At 69.1% G+C, this 3,943-nt stretch carries 4 protein-coding genes and 1 pseudogene; 1 reads left to right on the plus strand and 4 read right to left on the minus strand.

Annotated elements, in window-relative coordinates:
* Positions 1–82: 82 nt before the first annotated feature.
* Both cysD and dtd read right to left on the minus strand, forming a co-directional pair.
* Positions 83–997, minus strand: a complete 915-nt coding sequence (cysD, locus tag ACXJKL_RS16345) for a sulfate adenylyltransferase subunit CysD (protein WP_457208082.1) — start codon at positions 995–997, stop codon at positions 83–85.
* A 67-nt stretch (positions 998–1,064) separates the two neighbouring features.
* Complete coding sequence (gene dtd / locus ACXJKL_RS16350) at positions 1,065–1,499, minus strand: D-aminoacyl-tRNA deacylase (RefSeq protein WP_457208083.1); 435 nt, start codon at positions 1,497–1,499, stop codon at positions 1,065–1,067.
* Positions 1,500–1,521: 22 nt separating this feature from the next.
* Between dtd and ACXJKL_RS16355 the strand changes: the two genes are divergently transcribed.
* Positions 1,522–2,352, plus strand: a complete 831-nt coding sequence (locus ACXJKL_RS16355; protein ID WP_457208084.1) for a 3-keto-5-aminohexanoate cleavage protein — start codon at positions 1,522–1,524, stop codon at positions 2,350–2,352.
* A gap of 218 nt (positions 2,353–2,570) precedes the next feature.
* Here the strand turns inward: ACXJKL_RS16355 and ACXJKL_RS16360 are convergent, their stop codons facing one another.
* Both ACXJKL_RS16360 and ACXJKL_RS16365 read right to left on the minus strand, forming a co-directional pair.
* Positions 2,571–3,596 carry a hypothetical protein gene (locus ACXJKL_RS16360; RefSeq protein WP_457208085.1) on the minus strand — a complete coding sequence of 342 codons (1,026 nt, stop codon included), beginning with the start codon at positions 3,594–3,596 and terminating at the stop codon, positions 2,571–2,573.
* Positions 3,597–3,663: 67 nt separating this feature from the next.
* Positions 3,664–3,943 (minus strand): annotated as a pseudogene (locus ACXJKL_RS16365) (hypothetical protein); the annotation flags it as partial.

The raw sequence follows: 3,943 nt of genomic DNA on the forward strand, positions 1-3,943 counted from the left end.
GAGCCGGCGGTCGCGAAGCGCAGCAGGTCCATCGGAGCGCGACCCTCGTGGGTCTCTGCGACGGGAGAGATCTCGGGGCTCATCAGAAGTAGCCTTCCTTCTTGCGGTCTTCCATGGCCGCCTCGGAGAACCGGTCGTCACCGCGGGTCGCGCCGCGCTCGGTGACCCGGGCGATGGCGATCTCGTCGATGATCTCGGCAGTGGTCGATGCGGTCGACTCCACGCAGCCGGTCTGCGACTTGTCGCCGACGGTGCGGAAACGGACCATCTTGGTCTCGACCGTCTCGTTGCCCTTGGGCTGGACGGCGTCGGACAGGGAGAGCCACATGCCGTCGCGGAGGATGACCTCACGCTCGTGGGCGAAGTAGATCGAGGGGATCTCGATCTGCTCGCGGTCGATGTAGTGCCAGATGTCGAGCTCGGTCCAGTTGGACAGCGGGAAGATGCGCATGTGCTCGCCGGCGTGGATGCGCCCGTTGTAGAGGCTCCACAGCTCGGGACGCTGCATCTTGGGGTCCCACTGGCCGAACTCGTCGCGGTGGGAGTAGACGCGCTCCTTGGCGCGGGCCTTCTCCTCGTCGCGACGGCCGCCGCCGAAGGCGGCGGTGAAGCCGTTCTCCTCGATGGCGTGGAGCAGGGCGCCGATCTGCTGACGGTTCCGCGAGGTCTTGCCGTCGTCGACGATGATGCCCTTGGCGATCATGTCCTCGACGCCGGCGATGTGGATGCGCGCGCCGAGGCGGTTGACCCAGTTGTCGCGGGTCTCGAGGACCTCGTCGAAGTCCAGGCCGGTGTCGACCTGGAGCAGCGGGAACGGCAACTTCCCCGGGTAGAAGGCCTTCTCCGCCAGGCGGAGCATGACGATGGAGTCCTTGCCACCGGAGAACATCAGGACCGGCTTCTCGAACTCGGCGGCGACCTCACGGAAGATATGGATCGACTCAGCCTCGAGCTGGTCCAGCTGGCTCAGCTGGTAGTCGGAGTGCGTTTGGGTCATGACAGACGGGGGGCCTCTCTAGGGACAGCAGCCCACATCGTAGCGATGGCCGGGTGCTTCGGTGGCATCAGACTCGGACTGGGGACTCGAGCAGCAAGGTCACTGGCCCGTCGTTGATCGATGCCACCTGCATGTTCGCGCCGAACACTCCACGCTCGACGTGGGTGCCAAGCCTCTCGAGCTCGGCGCCGACGGCGTCGTACAACGGTTCGCTGACGCTCCTTGGAGCGGCTGCCGACCACGTCGGCCGCCGGCCCTTGCGGGCGTCGCCGTACAGCGTGAACTGGCTGACGAGCAGGACCGGTGCTCCCGTGTCTCCGACGGACTGCTCGTCGCGCAGGATGCGCATGTCGCGGATCTTGCGGGCCATCCAGGCCGCGTCCTCAAGGGTGTCGTCGTGGGTGACCCCGAGCAGGACCAGCAGGCCTTCGTCGATGCTGCCGGAGACTGCCCCGTCGACGGTGACGGACGCGGAGAGCACCCTCTGCAGCACAGCACGCATGCACCGACCCTAAGGTGCTCCCATGGCTGACGGACTGCTGATCACCGTGGCGCCCACGGGCGCCGAGACGAGCAAGGCGGACTGCCCGCAGCTGCCCACCACTCCGGAGGAGATCGCGGTCACGGCCGCGGAGTGTGAGGCGGCTGGCGCGGCGATGATCCACCTCCACGTGCGGGACGGAGAGCACGCGCCGACGCTCGACCAGTCGCTGCTCCGCGAGTGGGTCGCCGCGGTGCGCGAGTCGAGCTCGCTCGTCGTGCAGCTGTCCAGCGGCGGCTCGGTCCACGACCCGTTGGACAAGCGGCTCGAGGTGCTCGACGCCGAACCCGACTCCTGCAGCCTGACGATGGGCACGACCAACTTCGGCGACGACGTCTTCAGCAATCCGTGGCCCTTCGTGTGCGAGCTCTACCAGCTCGCCCAGGAGCGTCGGATCGTGCCGGAGTTCGAGCTGTTCGACCTCGGCCAGGTGCACGCCCTCAGACGGCTCCTCAAGACCTACGGCCTGCCGCACGGCGGCAAGGTGCACTGCGACTTCGTGATGGGCGTGCCCGGGGGGATGCCCGGCACCGCCGACGCACTCGTCGCCGGAGTCGCGATGCTCCCGCCCGAGACCACGTCCTGGGCGGCGACCGGCATCGGCCGGTCAACGCTCTCGGTGGCCCTCGCCGCGCTGTCCAAGGGCGGTCACCTGCGCGTCGGCATGGAGGACGTGCTCACCATCGCCCGCGGCGTGCCGGTCGAGAGCAACCGTCAGCTCGTCGAGCGGGCCGTGGAGCTCGGCCGCCTCGCCCAGCGGGAGCCGATGACGCCCGCGCAGTGCCGTGAGCTGCTCGGGATCCAGGCTCCGTAACCACCCGCTGGACTAGTCGTCCCGCCCTTGGGGGTGGGCCCAGATGGACCGTTATCTCCAGACTTTCTCAATTGGCGCATGTAAGCCATTCGTCCCGGGAAAACATCGCTGTATGAAGCACGGGATGCGCAGGATCTATCGACGGGCCAGGTGCCGGCTGAAGCACCAGCAGTGCCCGCACAACCAGCGCTACCACCGTTAGGAAGCCGCTCGGCCGCTCAGCGGGGTAGCGGCAGCGGGACCTGGTGCACGGCGAGATGGTCGTGGTTGGTGATCCACAGGGCCTCGTCGGTCGCTGCCACACTGCCGCTGCCGGGCGGCACCTCGATCACGTGTGTCGGGGCACGGCTCTCGGGATCTATCCGGATCACACCGGCGTCGGTGCGCAGCCAGACGGCCCCGGCGCCGGTGGTCAGGTCGCCACCCCCGATCGCGGCGCCCGTCACGGCGATGGTCTCGGACTCGGACGTCCGTCCGTCGACCCGCGTCACCGAGCCGTCGCCCTGGTTCATCACCCACACGGCACCGAATCCGACGTCCAGGAACCGCGGGTAGGGCCCGGCCGGAATGCTCGTCCACTCGCCCGACTCCAGGTCGTAGCGCTCGATCGTGCCCGACCTCGTGGGCACCCAGAGTGCATCGAACGCCGCACGAACGGCGGTCGCATCCGCCGGTGCGGGAATGGTGGACGCGACCTTCTCGCCCCTGATCGTGACGATGGTCGGCTCGAGGGTGTCCACCAGGACATGGACCGTGCCCCCGTCGGCTCCGACCGCACTCTCCATCAATGGGCTCGCTGGGAGCCTCACGCGAGCCCGAACCGCGCCCGTCAGGGCGTCGATCCGCATGAGCGTGTCCGGGACGCGCGTGGAGATGAACACCTCGTCACCGGACTGCTCCAGTGCCTGGGTCACCGCGCCCTGCACTCTGGTGCGTGCAGTCACGTCTCCCGACACGGCGTCGTACCGCACCGCCCCCGGAGCGACCCCCGACACCCACACGCCGGCCCCGCTCGCGACCGCGAAGTCGGCGAACGGCTTCGCGGACAGGGTGCGGCCGTCGACCTGTCGCAGGCTCAGGCCTTCCGGGAGGTCGCCCGCGGGCAGGTAGGTCACCTCGGGAGCCGGGTCGGCCGTCGAGGCGCTGGACGACGGCGCCGGGCCCTCCGCGTCACCCTCGTCGGAGGCGCAGGCCGCAGCGGAGACGGCCAGTGCCGTCGCCAACAGGAAGCGAGCGATCGCCATGGTGCCGACGATCCTCCGTCGTCCCGCGTGGGGCTACGGCGTCGTGCGCCGGTCTGGACCGGGTCGGTCAGGTGTCGGTGCGCTTCATGCCGATGAGGCCCGGCTTGTAGTCGGGGTCCTCGAGCTGGGCGATGGTCGGGGAGCCGAACATCGGCAGTCCCTGCGTCTTGCGGATGAAGCCCCACACGATGGGCAGCACGATCAGCACGAAGAGGCCGACGCCCGCGATCAGCATCGGGTGGGTGTCGTCCTCGCCGGCGCCCAGGGGCGCCCAGCCGGCCTTGTCGAGCAGCGCGACGCCGCTCATCGTGAGCACCACGACGATGCCGCGGCGGATGATCGACTGC

This window comes from Nocardioides sp. P5_C9_2 (assembly GCF_054049555.1).

Excerpts from the sequence above, each read along its gene's own strand:
- cysD (WP_457208082.1), bottom strand. The coding sequence starts at position 997 with ATGACCCAAACGCACTCCGACTACCAGCTGAGCCAGCTGGACCAGCTC.
- dtd (WP_457208083.1), bottom strand. The coding sequence starts at position 1,499 with ATGCGTGCTGTGCTGCAGAGGGTGCTCTCCGCGTCCGTCACCGTCGAC.
- ACXJKL_RS16355 (WP_457208084.1), top strand. The coding sequence starts at position 1,522 with ATGGCTGACGGACTGCTGATCACCGTGGCGCCCACGGGCGCCGAGACG.
- ACXJKL_RS16360 (WP_457208085.1), bottom strand. The coding sequence starts at position 3,596 with ATGGCGATCGCTCGCTTCCTGTTGGCGACGGCACTGGCCGTCTCCGCT.